Here is a 16867-nt window from a genome sequence, read left to right as displayed (position 1 = left end):
CCCCTTCTAAAAACCTTTCTCATTATCGAACAGTCCGTAGCTTGTGAAGAAGGAGTCACGGAAATCAAGCAACCGATCTTCCATAATCGCTTCGCGAACGTCCCGCATGAGCTGTAGTAAGAAATGCAAATTGTGAGTAGTCGTTAATCTCATTCCGAATGTCTCATCCGCTTTGATTAAATGACGTATGTACGCTCTAGAATAGTTCGTGCATGTGTAGCATGAACAGTTCGGGTCAAGAGGACCAAAATCTTCAGCGTATTTCGCATTCCGAATGACAAGTCTTCCTTCGCTTGTCATGGTTGTCCCATTTCTAGCAATACGAGTCGGGAGAACGCAATCGAACATGTCGATACCACGAATGGAGCCTTCAATTAAAGCATCCGGTGAGCCAACTCCCATTAAATAACGCGGCTTATTAGCAGGTAAAACGGGAACCGTATAATCAAGCACCTCATACATCAGATGCTTAGGCTCTCCTACGCTCAGTCCACCAATAGCATACCCCGGGAAATCCATGGAAGTCAAATCCGTTGCGCTCTGAATACGCAAATCTTTGTGCATTCCACCCTGAACGATAGCGAATAAGCCTTGATCATGCGGTCTTGCATGTGCTTCCAGGCAACGCTCCGCCCAACGCGTCGTACGTTCAAGCGATTTTTTTACATAATCGTATTCCGCTGGGAAAGGCGGACATTCATCGAACGCCATCATAATATCCGAGCCCAGTGCGTTTTGAATTTCCATCGCCACTTCCGGCGATAGAAACTTTTTATCTCCGTTTAAATGAGAACGAAAATGTACGCCCTCTTCCGTTATTTTACGCATCTCACTCAAGCTAAACACCTGAAAGCCGCCGCTATCCGTTAGAATGGGTCTGTCCCAATTCATAAACTTATGGAGTCCGCCTGCCCGCTTTATAATGTCATGTCCCGGACGCAAAAATAAGTGGTAGGTGTTGCTCAAAATAATTTGAGCCTCCATTGACTTGAGCTCTTCCGGACTCATTGTTTTAACAGTAGCTTGTGTTCCAACCGGCATAAAGGTCGGTGTCTCGATAATGCCATGCGGTGTATGGACACGTCCAAGCCGAGCTCCCGATTGCTTGCATTGTTTAATTAATTCATATTTTACAGCCACAATTCACGCTTCCTATCCTTAATTAGTAAATGAACATCGCATCGCCGAAGCTGAAGAATCGATATTCGCACGCAATCGCTTCTTCATAGGCATGCATGACGGCATCGCGTCCAGCGAGCGCGCTCACTAGCATAACGAGTGTTGATTTTGGTAAATGAAAATTGGTGAGTAACGCATTAACAAGTTTAAATGAATACCCTGGAAAAATAAAGATCGAAGTCCAACCGCTGCATGCCGTAATAGGTTTATCCTCGAAGCGAGCCGCTACCGTCTCAAGCGTTCTGGACGATGTTGTCCCGACCGCAATAATACGAGCTCCACTCTCTTTCGCTGCTTGAATAATTTGTGCATTATGCTCGTCCAGCTCGTAATATTCTTCATGCATAGCATGATCCTCAACTAAATCAACTGACATAGGACGGAATGTGCCTAAACCAACATGCAGCGTAACATAGGCAAGCTTAACACCCTTTTCTTGCAGCTTTTGAAGAAAGTCTTCAGTAAAATGCAATCCTGCAGTCGGCGCTGCTGCTGAGCCTGCATGCCGAGAATAAACCGTTTGATAACGTTCCCGTTCCTCAAGTCTTTCTTTAATATATGGCGGCAACGGCATCTCGCCCAGACGGTCTAGCAGTTCTTGAAAGATTCCTTTATATTCAAAGCGAATCGTACGTCCACCCATCTCACCCTCTTGCTCGATGACCGCGCGAAGCAGTGGATTTCCGTTACCATCATCACCAAAGGAGAGCTCTGTTCCTACTTTTAGACGTTTGGCTGGCTTGCCTAACGTTTCCCAGCGATCTTCGCCCAGCTGTTTCAACAGCAGCAGCTCGATTTTTGCGCCAGTGTCACTTTTTATGCCTGTAAGCCTCGCGGGAATAACTCTCGTATCATTTAATACAAGCACATCCCCAGCTTCTACATATTGCTCTAAATCAGTAAATGCACGATGTGCAATTTCACCAGTTTGCCGGTTTAAGGTTAGCAGTCTAGATGCCGTCCGATCAAGGAGCGGTGTCTGGGCTATTAAATGCTCTGGTAATTCAAAATCAAACCAATCTACATTCATATCGTATCCATCATTCCTTAGCTATAGTTACATCTTTATAGTAGTATTTCAAAATATATTGATAGTCATACCCTTGCTGTGCCAGGCTAAGCGCTCCATACTGTGATAAGCCAAGTCCATGTCCATTTCCTCTGCCTACAAAACGGAAGGAAGGTTCCTTTGTCGCTGCGCGAAGTTGTCCGTTTGAGCTTAGTATGAATAAGTTGGCATTATTCGATTCTGAAACTTTGTCGCCAGCTCCAATCGTATATATCGTCTGAGTACTTGCTGTTTTTGTTTTTGCTGCTTGTCCTGCGCCAAGCATGCTGACTTTAGCCGTTTCTTCTATTTGGAACAATGTGCTTGGAAGTGAACCTTGCACACCTAACGTTGCACGAAAGGCGTCAGGATATTTCACATCCAGCAGCTGCCCGTTGACTGTTATTGCAGTGGCACGGCCAGATGGTCCGCGCTCGCTTACTTCCATTGTGACGGGAGGACTAGTAAGTTTAGTTATCGCGCGCGCATTAATTGCAGCATACATTTCCTGAGAGGTGTATGGCCCACGGACCCAATTCATCTGATTCGATTCAATCGTTTTCTCCAGTTCAATAACGGATTCACCACGGTTTAGTTGAGCAATTAACGGAATGCTGTCTTGGACCATTGGATGCTTACGAACCATAGTTCCATCCGCGTTTACCTTCATAATTCGGCTTCCCGCAGCTGTAATCTGACCGCTGTCGTCGAGCAGATCCTCGCGGATATACCCGATATCTCCACTCTCCAGTACTACCCTATACCAGCTATGAAGACCTGCCTCTGATGATTGATCCGGGCTGCTAATAGGCTTAAAATAGGAGACGGAGTTATTCCATATCTCCTTAGCGTCTGCCGTAATGCCGCCGCTGCTTGAGGAGAATAGCGCTTCAATGACCTTACCGTTATATAAAGCTACTTCTCCTGCTGTTTGATCTACCGCAGCAATGGTCGATGGACGTTCCCAGCTAGTTCCATAATAAGCTTGGCTTAAGACTGTATCTACTACATGCGCAATTTGAAATCCGAATCCTTTATTTAATGCGTATGTCCGCGCGGCTACCGCTTGAGCCTTCAACGCTTCCTCCGGCCATGAAGAAAACATCTCTGCCCCCGTAACCGAATATAAATACTGTTCAAACGGAAGCTCATTTACAACCGCCATACGGCCGTTCAGCACACTAAGCTCGAACACACCACGGTAAGTTCGGTTGCTGCGCTCATTTAGCTTGATGAAATCAGCAGTAATCGGTGAAACCATAATTTTCGTATCGGTTCCGGTATACGAATACAGCTCAGTGCTGTTTACGGCTTTGCTAATTGAATGCTCGTTGCGGATAAGTAAATATGGGGCCCCCGCATCGGCTGCCTTCAAACTGCTTCCATTAGGCGCTTTAGACGCCGCTGCCTTAATAATTTGCAGCTCCGCTTCTGTTGCCGCGGAGCCAACCATTACCGAATAGCTGACCGTATCCTTCTGCGAAGAGCGCATTGCAATGAAAGCGTCCAGTCCGATATTTCCAAACGAGTTTGCGGCTTCAGCCGCAGCAGCCTTGCTTGCAAACGGCGCGGTCTCAAGATGAAGCGGCCCTTGAATCAACGCTTTAAAACCACCAACCAGTTTTTTCAGCTCTGCGTCAGCAGCCCATTTATTTATGCCGGCAGTTGCCTCAGCGGCCGTCTTATAAGTGCCTTCTGTTACTTGATAAGTAATGACTCCTTTTTTGGACAATGATGTTATGTAACCGGAGCCCTTTGCTGCTTGCACTCTTTGATAAACAGCAAGAGCAGAAGCAAACTTATCCGATTCAAACAATTTTATTTTGTAGTCGTCTACAGTGAACCGACTTTGCTCATTCGCGGGAATTTTGAACCAATTATTAATACCGTCCGGCAGCCTTGTACCGATCTGCAAACCTCCAGCAGATGAAAAAGTTGCTGTTGCAGTCGTATCATTGAAGTTTTTCGCTGGCAATTGAGCAAATAACGCAACACGAATATTATCCAGCTTCGGTACTGCCGCTTGTGACGGCCAAGCTGTCCAAGCAGATACTAGCAATATACCTGCAAGGGTCAGTATACTTAGACGTTTCATCGACCAATTATTTGACATGATTGTTGTTCTCTCCTCTGTCTGGCTGTCACATGGCAACCACTCATCTAATTGCTACTTTCCGGGCATTGGAAGACCTAGATGTCGATAGGCGCTATCGGTCGCGATTCGACCGCGGGGTGTACGCTGCAAAAAACCAATTTGCATCAAATAAGGCTCATACACATCTTCAATCGTCTGGCTTTCCTCGCCTATGGTAGCAGCGATAGTATCCAAGCCCACCGGTCTGCCAGCAAAGGTTGTCATCATGGCATACAGCATTTTGTGGTCAATACTATCGAGTCCCATCGGATCCACTTGAAGCAGCTCCAGCGCTGATCTTGCGATCTCGTGCGTAATGACTCCGTCGCCGCGAACCTGTGCAAAATCACGCACTCGCTTTAGCAGGCGGTTCGCAATACGCGGTGTCCCGCGTGAACGCATCGCTATCTCCGAGGCGGCCTCCCCTACGATGCTGGCGCCCAAAATCTCGGATGTGCGAGATACTATAAACGAAAGCTCATCAATCGTATAGAACTCAAGTCGACTAACGACACCGAATCGATCGCGCAGCGGCGCTGATAGCAGGCCTGCCCTTGTTGTCGCCCCGATTAATGTAAAGGGTGGCAAATCCAGTCTCACCGAGCGGGCACTTGGGCCCTTTCCAATCATAATATCTAGCGCAAAGTCTTCCATCGCCGGATACAGTACTTCTTCTACCGTACGATGCAGCCGATGAATCTCATCAATAAACAGCACATCGCCCTCTTGCAGATTCGTTAATAACGCAGCAAGATCACCAGGCCGTTCAATTGCAGGTCCCGATGTTGTGCGAAGATTAACACCTAGCTCATTTGCAATAATATTGGATAACGTTGTTTTACCTAACCCCGGCGGTCCATATAAAAGCACATGATCAAGCGCTTCTTTGCGCATTTTTGCCGCTTCTATATAAATTTTCAAGTTTTCTTTGGCCTTTGTTTGCCCGATATACTCAGCTAAATAACGCGGGCGCAAACTAAGCTCTACCGTTTCCTCTTCCATCATTAGGTTTGCAGAAATGATTCTATCATCCACACTCGTTCAGCTCCTTCCGTCAGCCTTTAAAGAGCTGTTGCAAAGCCCGTTTCATCAATTTATCAACCGGTTCATCCGCCGTCACAGAATCCTGCAGACCGTTCCACGCTTGGTCAAGCTCTGCTGCGGTATAGCCAAGAGCCGACAATGCCTCACGCGCCTCTTTCCATGCTGTTCCAGCGCCTTGAGTACCTCCGCTGCCAACTTTAGAATCAGGATCAAGAACATTCGTCGCAAATAACCCTACTTCTGATCCAAGCCCCACAAGCTTGTCTTTTAAATCAAGAATCATACGCTGTGCTGTTTTTTTACCGATCCCCGGCAGCTTCGTTAAATACACAATATTTTCTTGTTGAACAGCGTTAATTACCGCATCAGGACTGCCAGCAGATAATATACCTAAGGCTACACGTGGCCCGATTCCAGAAACATCTAGCAGCTTCCGAAATAAAGTTTGCTGCTCTCTCGTTTCAAACCCAAACAATAATATAGCATCCTCGCGAACATGATGGTGGATGAATACAGTAACGGGCTCATCTTTGCCAGCGAACGCATAAGGACTCGGCGTAAACACTCGGTAGCCTATATCTCTAACATCTAGAACGATATATTCTGAATCTAAATGAACGACAGGGCCTCTTAAAAAATCAATCACGTACGCTTCACCTCATTAATTTTCTGAGTCATAACAGCGGAATGGGCATGACAAATGGCCACTGCAAGCGCATCAGCTACATCGTCGGGCTTTGGTACAGCCGAAAGCTTCAGAAATATTTTGACCATCTCTTGCACTTGCTTTTTCTCCGCTTTCCCGTAACCAACAACCGCCTGCTTCACCTGCAGAGGCGTATATTCTCCTATCATTAAACCGCGTTGCGCGGCAGCTAGTATAATGACACCTCTCGCTTGTGCAACATCAAAAGCCGTCGTTACATTCCGGTTAAAGAACAGCTTCTCAACCGCAACAGCATCCGGTTTATATTTATCCATTAGAGAGATTGCAGATTCATAGACTTGCAGCAAACGCTCCTCTGGCGGCGTATGTGCCTTTGTCTGAATAGCTCCGTATTGAACGGGTACGAGCTTATGCCCTATTTTATCGATAAAACCAAATCCTACAATTGCTATACCCGGGTCTATTCCAAGAACGCGCAAAATTCCAACTCCCCAAAAGTTTTACGAAGTAAAACTTACTTCGTAAGCATTACCTTAAGTTTTACGAAGTAAAACTTGCTTCGTAAGCATTACCTTAAGTTTTACGAAGTAAAACTTGCTTCGTAAGCATTACCTTAAGTTTTACGAAGTAAATCTTGCTTCGTAAGCATTCGCTTTGTTTGCTCCATTCATTATAGCAAAAGTTGGCGTGAATGAGAACGCGCGTTTGATATTTCAACTGCAATGGACTGTAAACACAATAAAGAGAGCATCCTTTCGGACGCCCTCTTCCTCTAATAAATGGCTAATAGGTTGGTTTCATTACCTTTTCATTCAGCTCTTTCGCATAGTCGCTATACGTAGATAGAATACTGTTGTATTCATCGATATCACTGATTCGTATTCCCTTTGCCAGCTCATCAAGCTTGTCCTGCGGCAAACTGCTTTCCATATAACTGACATCTAACTGAAAAAACGTACGAACGACCTTCTCCTTTTTTGGCACACCGTCATAGAGAGTTAAATTACCCGCTTTGTCCATGCCCATATAGGCATTTAACTTACAGTGCTGCGATAAATCATCAACGTGCTGCTCCAAAAGAACAGTATCCTTATGCTTGTCCAGAACTGCTGTCCAATCCGGGTGACCTTGTAGAAGCTGAGCGAGTTGGCTCGACATCATTCGTCCCATCGGCTTATACTCTTCGCCGCATACATAGACAATGTGCAAATTAACTGACAACGGTTCCTTCTGACCCTGTAGTGTTTCAATAATGCTCTGGTGATGCTCCTCCGGTCCCGCCGATGCGTGTACACTGTCAGTCTGCTTCAAGCTATGTCCGAATATGAACATCAACAGCACGATACTGCCTAACATCCAGTGTGGTCGACGATTTCGACGGAGACGTTTTTTTATCTGCTTCCAGAGGCTGAATTCCATCATGAGGAAGACCCCTTTTATTATATTTTTTGATAGTATGACTCCACGATTACTTATTTATGCAAATGATTTCTAACTCATCCATACAGATACAAAACCTCGAAGTCGGAGAATACTTGCAAGCAGTAAACAGCACAACAAAAAGCTTCTGTCTCTCCGCCGCGCAGAGGAGAAAACAGAAGCTTTTTGGTCCTACATTGAGCTCATTAACGATTTATCCAAGGAAGGCTACGATGGCTTTTCCTTTGTTTTGGCCGCGATGTTACTGTTCGGATAATCGCTTTTTTTGTGTTTTTTCTCGGAGCTGCCGCTTTAGCTGCTTTTGGCGCTCCATCTTCTGAGCGTATATTTGATTTTTGAGTAACACGGCTTCCTTTACAGCCGCAATCATCTTGATTCGCGCCTGCTGTTTGCGGCCACGTTGGGTAAGGCGGGTATGGTGGATATGGCGGGAAAGAAGCTACTGGATATCCATAGCCATGCTCCGATTCTTGATGCGCGCTTGCATGTGCAACTCCGTATCCGTGTCCAGGTTGTATGCTCTCTGGCGATACGTTCGGGTTGCCATATCCATAACCGAAGCCCTGTTCAGGCTGCATACTCGAAGGAGATACCCAGCTTTGATTCGGACCCATCGACATTGGGGATACCATTCCTTGGTTCGGACCCATCGACATCGGGGATACCATACTTTGATTTGGCCCCATCGACATCGGGGATACCATACTTTGATTTGGTCCCATCGACATCGGGGATACCATACTTTGATTTGGCCCCATCGACATCGGGGATACCATACTTTGATTTGGCCCCATCGACATCGGGGATACCATACTTTGATTTGGCCCCATCGACATCGGGGATACCATACTTGGATTTGGCCCCATCGACATTGGGGATACCATACTTTGATTTGGCCCCATCGACATTGGGGATACCATTCCTTGGTTCGGACTCATCGCGAGCGGGGATACCATAGGCTGATTTGGCATAGCCGATGCACCAGCTGTCCAATTTCCGTTATTTTCCATTGCGCCTTGCTGCATGGTGTTCATCATAGGCATACCGTATTCCCCGCCCATTCCCGCTTCTAGCGGCATATTAGATGGAGAATGGTAGCCTCCGACGTAAACCATTCCTGGTGGGCATTCAAATGGATCAACAGCTCCTTGACTTAGCGGACTGATCGCATTTTCATAAGGCATCGGCTGCTGCCAAGCACCATAGCCGTGACCGGTATGCGCTGGCAAGGTCATAGACTGCGTATAGCCGTAACTACCGTAAGTAATCTGCTGCAAATTTGGAGATACCGCTTCAGGCGCTTTTGGTAAATCATACAATGACATTGCTTCAGTAGCCGGAACGCCGTATTGCTTAAACAAGTCAACGTTAGGCTTATATTCAGAATGAATCGGATGAAGCTTTTTCTCCACTGGCTTTTCAATTGGCAGTGCCTTTTTCGCTGCAGGCTCAACCTCAACAGGCTTCGGAGCAGGTGCCGCTTTAGGAGCAACTGGCTTTACGACTGGTGCTTTCGGTTTGACTATTGGTGCTGTTGGCTTTTTTTCTTCAACAGGAGCTGTCGGTGCTACGGGAGCAACAGGAACAACGGGAGCTGCAGGTACTTCAGGAGCTATTGGCGCTGTGGGTGTCTTGCCTGTTATTGGACCCGTCGGTGTCTTTCCAATTATAGGAGCTGTCGACAACTTTCCGACCCAACCCTGTACTCCCTGCATAATGGAGGTTGGGTGAAGTGCATGATGGCCATTATTACCTTCCGTATTGTTCGGCATAGCAGTCGAAGGTGGAATAGTTCCGCCAGCCTTCGGAATGTTAACTATTTCTCCAGTAAGTAAAACATTAGGATTTTTCAGCTGCGGATTCGCTTTAATCATATCCGCTAGCGGCACACCCCACGCCTTGGATAGCTTCCATAGCGTATCCCCTTGCTTAACAATATGCTGATGCATGATGTCCATTCCTCCAGAACCACTTTGGCTAGATGGAATTTTTAACTTTGTTCCAACCTCGATGGCATCCGGATTCGTGATTCCCGGATTCAGCTTCAAAATTTCTTCCAGCGATACGTTATACTTTTGGCCGATAAAGTACAATGTATCTCCTTTTTTTACCATATGAATTTTCACTCGCTGAAAACCTCCTGTCACGTTCTGAGTAACCAGGCACAACATGCGCCTGCTATCATTCCTTACATCCTATGCAGAACATGGGCAGGTGTCTCCACTTTCACAAAAAAAATAGTAAAGCCGAGCACACTTTTTATCGTGTACCCGGCTTTACTTGTTTTATATGGCTATTCGTATACTTTAACCCCGTCAACACATCATGCAGCGTGAAAGGCTCCTCCTTGATCTTATAACCGTTGCAGCACATAATTCCATATTAGCACCCCGAGTAATGCCCTCAAGGGCGCCTACATAGCACAGAGGCGTAAACACGGTACCTTTTTTTGATAATGAATATGTTATCGCTTAAGGGCATCTGGAACGTTATGAAAGCTGCGCTTCAGTAAAGCTCGGATAGCTTCCAAGTACACGAGTTTGGCATCCAATTGCTTCAATTTCTTGCAGAGCTGCAGGAAGCAGCACTGTATCAAGAGCCATATCGATATCGATATAGAAATAGTAATTGCCAAGCTTCTTCTTCGTAGGACGGGATTCTATACGCGAAAGGTTAATTTTCCGCCAAGCGAACGCTGAAAGCATTTGATGAAGACCACCCGGATAATCCTCAGGCAGCGTAACTAATATACTTGTCTTGATTAGATCGGAATGGCGCGCAGTATAAGGCTCTGAACCAACAAGCAAGAAGCGAGTGTAATTGTTATCATGATCCGTAATTGCATGATTCAACACATCCAAGTTTTCATTAGCTGCAGCAGTCATCGTTCCGATTGCGGCCCAACCAGCATCCGGGTTATTTTGCACAATCCGCACGCCTTCGGCAGTGCTGCTGACATGCTCCGTGATCGCGTGCGGCAAATGAGTCCGCAAAAATTGCAGACACTGCGCGATTGCTACTGGATGACTAAATACTTTATTAATTCGTGAATAATCAATCTGACCGGAATGGTCCATCAGCTCAGTCTGTCTGCCAATTAGATTCTGAATTGACGGGTATACCCACTCAGCTTGAATGGGGAGATCAACCTCATGCACCAGCCAGTCCATATGGAGGCTAACCGAGCCTTCTATTGTATTCTCGATAGGAATAACGCTATAATCACTGACCCCGTTGACCGTAGACAAGAACACGTCTGATATAAGACGATGATGCTTCCAACTTACTTCTTCGCCACGAAACAAATGTCTCGCCGCTTCATCCGATACGGAGCCGGCTGGCAATACCGCTATCGTCTTCATCCTACCAATTCTCCTTTAATCCTATCCAATAACGGAATGGCGGCATGCTCCGCTTTATGTTCAATCGTAATTTGCGGTCCATCACCGCATGGCGCTAGCCATAACATATTAACTGCAAGTCCTTCCTGCTTCAATGTATTTACAAAAAAGCTTTCCAAAGCTGCTTTATCCGCGCAATCCGCCGCAACAAATGCTATCAGTGTCGGTCCAGCCCCACTAAGCGCTGCTCCGAGCGCGCCGTGCTCAGATGCTTGCTCTAATATGGTCGTCATGCCTGGAATCAAAGCTGCACGATAAGGCTGATGCAGACGATCCTTCATCGCGTGACGAATGATTCCCAGCTCGCCAGTTGCAAGCGCAGCGACAAGCAAAGAGCTGCGGCTGACGTTAAATACAGCGTCTGCCATACTTAACTGTGCTGGCAGCGCAGTTCTTGCCTTCTCGGTGGAAAGCTGAAACGATGGGATAGCTACCAATGTCTGCAGCATCGGATGAGGATCAATACGCACATAATCGGCACGTTCTCCATCCCACGCCGATACAACAATTCCGCCGAATAGCGAAGCGCCAACATTATCAGGATGACCTTCCAACTTAGTTGCCATTTGAAACAATTTATCGTTAGATAGCGGACTGCCTATCAATGCATTTGCGGCAACAAGCGCCCCAATTATCGCCGAAGCGCTGCTTCCAAGTCCGCGTGTAAGCGGAATATCGCTGTACATTGAAATAAAAAGCTCAGGAACGGACACTCCCGCTTCCTCGAAGACAAGCTGCGCCACTTTATAGATTAGATTTGTTTTATCCTTAGGCAACCCTTTCATCTGATCGCCGTGAAGCTGAAATTCAGTTTGATCCGACGCGCTCATTTCAATCCATGAATATAAGGACAGTGCCATTCCGAGCGTATCGAAGCCTGGTCCAAGATTTGCCGTACTCGCCGGTACTTTAACGATGACTCTGCGATTATCCATACGGGTTACCCTTCTACGCGGTATACGCTCTTCACTTTGTGAACCACATCAAGTGATTCGAACGTTGCAAGTACCTTCTGAATAGCTGCTTTATTGGCATCATGAGTAATGACGATAATCTCAGCATCCGGATTCATAGGGGTAGGCTGTTGCAATACCGATTCCAGACTAACCTCAAAGTCAGCAAATACTTGTGTGATGCGTGATAGAACGCCAGCACGATCAGCTACCTTAAGAAGCAAGAAGTATTTGGAAGATATTTGCTCATCTGTCTTCAGCTTCTTTTCTTTGTAGGATAGGCTGCCCTGTCTGCCGTTCACACCGAGCTTCAAGTTTTTCGCAACGGCCACTAGATCGGATACAATTGACGTAGCAGTAGGAAGCTCCCCGGCTCCAGCACCGTAGAACATGGTTTCTCCAACGGCCTCACCGTACACATAAACCGCGTTAAATACGCCATTTACCGATGCTATTGGATGAGATTGCTTCACCATCGTAGGTTGTACGCTTATGCTGATTAGATCATCTTGACTCTCTGCGATACCGAGCAGCTTAACTTCATAGCCAAGACGCTTGGCATACAAAATATCTTCTTTACTTACAGATGAAATACCTTGAACCGACACATCCTCAAGCGCTACATTCGCTCGGAAGCCGATCGTTGCAAGAATTGTCATTTTGCGCGCGGCATCGAGACCTTCGACATCAGATGTCGGATCCGACTCCGCGTAGCCAAGCTCCTGCGCTTCCTTCAGTACGTCTAGATAGGAAGCTCCTTCTTGACTCATCTTAGTCAAAATAAAGTTAGTCGTACCATTCACAATACCCATAATCTTCGTAATACGATCAGAGGCGAAGCCTTCAACAAGCGTACGAATAATTGGAATACCACCTGCTACGCTTGCTTCATAAAGCACATCGCAATGATTTTCCTTTGCTTTTTCCAAAATCTCTGGCCCGTGAAGCGCCATTAGATCTTTATTTGCCGTAACGATATGCTTGCCTAGGGACAGTGCTTCTAAAATATATTCCTTCGTAAGCGCAATACCGCCCATTACTTCAACAATAACATCTATGTCCGGATGACGAATGATTTCCCATGGATCCTCTGTCAGCTTATTCGCATCAACAGAGATATTACGTGCCTTTTCTTTATTTTGGACAAGCACCTTTTCAATTACGATCGGTGAACCAACCTGACTTTGCAAATCAGATTGATGTCCCTCTACTATGCGAACAACACCTGTTCCTACAGTTCCTAAACCTAACAAACCAACTTTAACCGGCTTCATATATACCCTCCATTGTTGTAACTTTTATCCTTGTCCTATAACTGATGCTTTACGTACACCAGTCAGACTGCGAAGCAATTCGACCAGCGATGACAGATCCCCGGAAAGCTGCGAAATATCGACGGAAATGACGACGTTGGCAAAGCCCTGCAGCGGTATCGTCTGATTCATCGTCAGAACATTCCCCTCTAGACTAGCCACCGTGCTGAGCACTTTAGACAACACACCGGATCGATGCTCCAAATCCATGGAGATCGTCGCGATTCGTTCTCGTTTCAATTCATTAAGTGCATATATGCCATCCTTATACTTATAAAAAGCGCTTCGGCTGAGACCTACGCGTTCAACCGCTTCATGAACCGTAACCGCGTCGCCTCGACTTAGCATCTCTTTCACTTGTATCGTCTTCATAATGGCTTCCGGCAAAATATCCTCCCGAACGACATAATAGCGATTATCCAGGATTTATGTCCTCCTCAAAAAGACAATTGTTCATGTATAGTGGACATTATATCGAAATATTCAATAGGTGGCAATAGGTAATATGATTATATAACAAGCGTAAAAATTCATAAACCAAAAAAGACGGCTTGCGCCGCCTCTCCTTCAACCCTTATGTTTTGCGATGTCCTAGCCGTTCGGGTTGTAATCATTTCCTTCAAAAAATTCGAATGCGAAGTCACCGATCTGTACCATGTCGCCATCCTTTGCACCTAGCTTACGCAAGGCAGCATCGACACCCATCTTCCGCATAACACGCGCAAATCGCATAACCGCGTCATACGAAGTCAGGTTCGTCCGCTTCATGAACTTCTCGATACCCGCGCTTACAACGACATAAACCTCATCTTCTTTATGAATGGTAAACGTTGTATCCTCACGTTTCTCGTACGTATATACTTTACGTTCTGAAACATCCTTCACATCTTCTATTTCAACCTGCTCAGATACCGTATCGAGTATATCAGCCGCTTTATAAAGCAATTCTTGAATGCCTTGCTTTGTCAGTGAGGAGATCGGTACGATCTGATACTCACGTTCGCCGCGCACGGCATCAAGCTGCTCCTTAAATAGCTCCAGCTGCTCTTCCGCGCCTGGCATATCCATTTTGTTAGCCGCAATAATCTGCGGACGATCAGCAAGCTTCTCATTGTAAAGCACAAGCTCAGCATTAATTTTAACCCAATCATCGAATGGGTCACGTCCTTCAGACGCTGACATATCGATAACGTGAATAATTACCCGCGTCCGTTCAACATGCCGCAAAAATTCATGACCGAGACCTACACCTTCGTGAGCGCCTTCGATTAGTCCAGGCAAATCCGCCATAACGAAGCTTCTGCCCTCGCCAACGTCAACAACGCCTAAGTTAGGAGTAATCGTTGTGAAATGATAGGCGCCAATCTTTGGCTTTGCTCCTGAAACGACAGAAAGCAATGTCGATTTACCGACACTTGGAAAACCAACAAGCCCAACATCCGCCATAACCTTAAGCTCAAGTACGACCCAGCGCTCTTGACCTTCCTCGCCGTTCTCCGAAATATATGGAGCAGGGTTGCTTTGAGAAGCAAAACGAATGTTGCCTCGACCGCCGCGTCCACCCTTGGCAATAACGATCTTCTGTCCGTGTCGAGTCATATCCGCAATAATTTCCTGAGTATCATCATCGATTATGATTGTACCCGGCGGTATACGTACCGTCGTATCTTCAGCACCCGCGCCATGCATGCTTTTTACTTTGCCGCGTTCACCGCGATTCGCCTTAAAATGCTTCTGATAGCGGAAATCCATTAAAGTGCGAAGCCCTTCATCCACTTGGAATATTAAGTCGCCTCCGCGTCCGCCATCTCCGCCTGCAGGTCCACCCTGCTCTACATACTTCTCACGACGAAACGAAACGATACCATCGCCGCCGTCGCCGCCTTTTACATATATCTTAGCTTTATCAACAAACATGTTGTGCCCCCGTTCATACGCGCATTTCCGCCTTCAGCAGCACTTTTGTATAAGACTGCTCGAAGTTAATCGGCTGCATTAGCGCGCCTTCCAACTGCTTTTGTATTTTTTGCTTCCATTGCTGTTCATTCATTAGCTCGCCTTGGTAATAAAATGCCGCATATAGCGCTTCATCATCCAGTGAAAGCTCCAGCCTTAGAACAGCTGTATCACCATAGCCAGGCTTCACTGCGAACCGATAGGCGTTAATCGTATGAATGAGCGTTTCGGCTATCTGATCGGCTTCTGCCGTTATTTCATTTAATTGAATTTCGCCGTGTATGACAACTTGAAGCTCAAGCGAATTCGTAATCGTGCGAAACGATTGAATAAAGCTTATCAATGAAGGAACACCGAGCTTCGCGATACTGCTCTCCGCACTCATTCGTACACTTATCTTCTCCACATATTGGACTGCTTTATCCATGTTTTTAAGTCTAATGTAACCATATACCACTTGTAAGTCGTTCATCCAGTCATGACGATGATGATTGAGCGTTCGTATTGCCGATGTCTGCAACGATTGAATCGTACGTGTTGTCTGATTCGTATGCTCTTTCCGTTCCGCCTGTATCCAGTAAAACGCTGCAGCTATAAGCCAGACGAAAGAGACAGCAGTTAACCACACTTTAGAAGGCCAAATAAATACAGCAGCACAAGGCAACACGACAGTTGCCGCTACGTAATATTTCGCCGCTGTTAAGCGCCCCATCGATTAAACCTACCTTCATCTTATTTCCTAGCTTATCCATTATAGCATGCGTCAAACTCCTGGTCATCTGCACTCTGAATAAAAAAAGCCCGGCCTAACAATGCAGGCCGGGGCTGGTGAGTATGTAAGAATGCAAAAGGTTAACCTTGTACGTTCATTAATAGCTCACCGCGTAAATGATGCTGAACCGCCAGAAGACGGCATTCGCCGTTTACGCTTTTATTATGCTTCTACTGCTGCAGCAGCAGGGTATACGCTCACTTTTTTGCGTTCGCGTCCCATACGTTCGAACTTCACAACGCCTTCAACTGTTGCATAAAGCGTATCGTCTTTCCCGATGCCTACGTTTGTTCCTGGGTGAATTTTAGTTCCGCGTTGGCGGAACAAAATGCTACCAGCAGTTACGGTTTGACCGTCAGCACGTTTCGCCCCAAGGCGTTTCGACTGCGAGTCACGTCCGTTTCTAGTGGAACCAACACCTTTCTTCGAAGCGAAAAGCTGAAGATTCAGTTTCAACATAGTTATTCCCTCCTTTTCAAAGGTTTGTGAAGCAAACCGGCTTCTTCAAGCTTTCACCAAGCGTAAACGGCTGTCGCCGAACTTGCGGCAAAAGCACGTTTCGCGGTGAATTATAAGCCTATTATAAGTGTGTAACTTATAAAGTCTTATAATTTTAAAGAAGCTCTTCATGAATTACGACATGCTTGCCGTAAGATTGTGCAATAGTATCCAACATGACCGCCATCGATTCGAGCAGCAATTGCATCCGACCATCTGTTTCTTCGTCCGTCAGCACCGGAATATCCGATGAAAGCCAGCCGTTCTTCATTTTGGCAGGAAGCGCTGCACCAGCCAAAGCTTCGATTGCATTAACAGTACCGACCGAAACGGCAGATACTCCTGCGCATACGATATCTTTGCCTGGCTTCGCATATTTAGCATGTCCTTCGACAGCAAAAGCTACGATTCGTCTATCAGCGGCTTTTCGTACAAACGTCACTTTTATCATTGAAAATACAG

16 protein-coding genes and 1 pseudogene are annotated in these 16867 nt (G+C 46.3%); all 17 read right to left on the bottom strand.

Annotated elements, in window-relative coordinates:
• Nucleotides 1-6: 6 nt before the first annotated feature.
• Nucleotides 7-1140 (bottom strand): tRNA guanosine(34) transglycosylase Tgt, encoded by a 1134-nt coding sequence (gene tgt / locus AC0YN7_RS20840; RefSeq protein ID WP_475811954.1) that lies wholly within the window; start codon nt 1138-1140, stop codon nt 7-9.
• Between the two features lie 22 nt (nt 1141-1162).
• Nucleotides 1163-2209, bottom strand: coding sequence for a tRNA preQ1(34) S-adenosylmethionine ribosyltransferase-isomerase QueA (queA, locus tag AC0YN7_RS20835; protein ID WP_475811953.1), 1047 nt, complete (start codon nt 2207-2209; stop codon nt 1163-1165).
• Between the two features lie 10 nt (nt 2210-2219).
• A complete protein-coding gene (locus AC0YN7_RS20830) occupies nt 2220-4340 on the bottom strand; it encodes a SpoIID/LytB domain-containing protein (RefSeq protein WP_475811952.1) in 2121 nt (706 codons plus the stop codon).
• Between the two features lie 54 nt (nt 4341-4394).
• Nucleotides 4395-5396, bottom strand: coding sequence for a Holliday junction branch migration DNA helicase RuvB (ruvB, locus tag AC0YN7_RS20825; protein ID WP_475811951.1), 1002 nt, complete (start codon nt 5394-5396; stop codon nt 4395-4397).
• A 19-nt stretch (nt 5397-5415) separates the two neighbouring features.
• Nucleotides 5416-6051, bottom strand: coding sequence for a Holliday junction branch migration protein RuvA (gene ruvA, locus AC0YN7_RS20820; protein ID WP_475811950.1), 636 nt, complete (start codon nt 6049-6051; stop codon nt 5416-5418).
• A complete protein-coding gene (ruvC, locus tag AC0YN7_RS20815; RefSeq protein ID WP_475811949.1) occupies nt 6048-6551 on the bottom strand; it encodes a crossover junction endodeoxyribonuclease RuvC in 504 nt (167 codons plus the stop codon). The genes ruvA and ruvC overlap by 4 nt, the downstream gene beginning before the upstream one ends.
• 304 nt (nt 6552-6855) lie before the next feature.
• The gene (locus tag AC0YN7_RS20810; RefSeq protein ID WP_475811948.1) at nt 6856-7494 is read right to left on the bottom strand and encodes a BofC C-terminal domain-containing protein; all 639 of its coding nucleotides are present in this window, start codon (nt 7492-7494) and stop codon (nt 6856-6858) included.
• 203 nt (nt 7495-7697) lie between these two features.
• Nucleotides 7698-9638: a LysM peptidoglycan-binding domain-containing protein gene (locus AC0YN7_RS20805; protein WP_475811947.1), complete on the bottom strand. Its 1941-nt coding sequence runs from the start codon at nt 9636-9638 to the stop codon at nt 7698-7700.
• Nucleotides 9639-9831: 193 nt separating this feature from the next.
• A pseudogene (locus AC0YN7_RS20800) lies at nt 9832-9984 on the bottom strand (aminotransferase class IV); the annotation flags it as partial.
• Nucleotides 9985-10001: 17 nt separating this feature from the next.
• Nucleotides 10002-10874, bottom strand: coding sequence for a prephenate dehydratase (gene pheA, locus AC0YN7_RS20795; protein WP_475811946.1), 873 nt, complete (start codon nt 10872-10874; stop codon nt 10002-10004).
• Entirely contained in the window at nt 10871-11848 is a 978-nt protein-coding gene (gene thrB, locus AC0YN7_RS20790) for a homoserine kinase (RefSeq protein ID WP_475811945.1), read from the bottom strand. Before thrB ends, pheA begins: the two co-directional genes overlap by 4 nt.
• Nucleotides 11849-11853: 5 nt before the next feature.
• Complete coding sequence (locus AC0YN7_RS20785) at nt 11854-13140, bottom strand: homoserine dehydrogenase (RefSeq protein WP_475811944.1); 1287 nt, start codon at nt 13138-13140, stop codon at nt 11854-11856.
• Between the two features lie 24 nt (nt 13141-13164).
• A complete protein-coding gene (locus AC0YN7_RS20780) occupies nt 13165-13602 on the bottom strand; it encodes an ACT domain-containing protein (protein ID WP_475812078.1) in 438 nt (145 codons plus the stop codon).
• 168 nt (nt 13603-13770) lie between these two features.
• Nucleotides 13771-15096 (bottom strand): GTPase ObgE, encoded by a 1326-nt coding sequence (gene obgE / locus AC0YN7_RS20775; protein ID WP_475811943.1) that lies wholly within the window; start codon nt 15094-15096, stop codon nt 13771-13773.
• Between the two features lie 13 nt (nt 15097-15109).
• Nucleotides 15110-15847 carry a Spo0B domain-containing protein gene (locus tag AC0YN7_RS20770; protein WP_475811942.1) on the bottom strand — a complete coding sequence of 246 codons (738 nt, stop codon included), beginning with the start codon at nt 15845-15847 and terminating at the stop codon, nt 15110-15112.
• A gap of 222 nt (nt 15848-16069) precedes the next feature.
• The gene (gene rpmA, locus AC0YN7_RS20765) at nt 16070-16366 is read right to left on the bottom strand and encodes a 50S ribosomal protein L27 (RefSeq protein ID WP_475811941.1); all 297 of its coding nucleotides are present in this window, start codon (nt 16364-16366) and stop codon (nt 16070-16072) included.
• A gap of 154 nt (nt 16367-16520) precedes the next feature.
• Nucleotides 16521-16856, bottom strand: coding sequence for a ribosomal-processing cysteine protease Prp (locus AC0YN7_RS20760; protein WP_475811940.1), 336 nt, complete (start codon nt 16854-16856; stop codon nt 16521-16523).
• Nucleotides 16857-16867: the final 11 nt, after the last annotated feature.

This window comes from Paenibacillus sp. J31R122, from assembly GCF_056269185.1.
The sequence above is the reverse complement of the archived record's forward strand: the minus strand, read 5'-3'. Positions and strand labels throughout refer to the sequence as shown.